Genomic DNA, 497 nt, shown 5'->3' with positions numbered 1-497 from the left:
GAACAGGCGTGGCGGGCGCTGCGATCGGGGCAGCGGGCGTCGCTGCCGGACGGGCCGGTGCCGACGCGGGCGGCACGTCCGTGGCGTCATCGTCGTTCAGCGGGCGATCGGTGGCGGGGCGCTCTGCCAGCCGGGCGTTCTCCGCCGCATCCGCTTCCCGGCGCGCGTTTCTCTTGCGAACGCCCACCAGAATGGCGACGATCGTCAGCACCGCGGCAATCGCGATGACCACCAGCACGATGCTGGTCATGGTATTGTCCACCGTGGTGGGCTGCATGAAACACTCCGCTACGCCAGGCGCCAAGCCTTAGGCGCGGTGCATGGTTCCCGCAACGGGCGGGAGTTTGCGTAATTCACCGATTAACGGCGGACGATTGGCCCGCCGCCGCGCCGCCTTCCTTACGCGATCGCGCGCCACCCGATGTCTCGGCGGCAGAAGCCGGTCGGGAAATCCAGCGCGTCGACGGCTGCATAGGCACGGCGCTGCGCCTCGGCGA

General features: G+C 69.6%; 1 pseudogene. It reads right to left on the bottom strand.

What is annotated here, in order from left to right:
- Window positions 1-277 (bottom strand): annotated as a pseudogene (locus tag AX702_RS20965) (hypothetical protein); the annotation flags it as partial.
- Window positions 278-497 lie beyond the last annotated feature (220 nt).

The sequence above is a fragment of the Sphingomonas sp. CCH5-D11 genome, from assembly GCF_001557395.1.
Classification (GTDB): Bacteria; Pseudomonadota; Alphaproteobacteria; order Sphingomonadales; family Sphingomonadaceae; genus Sphingomonas.
This window is presented reverse-complemented; position numbering and strand designations above follow the sequence as displayed.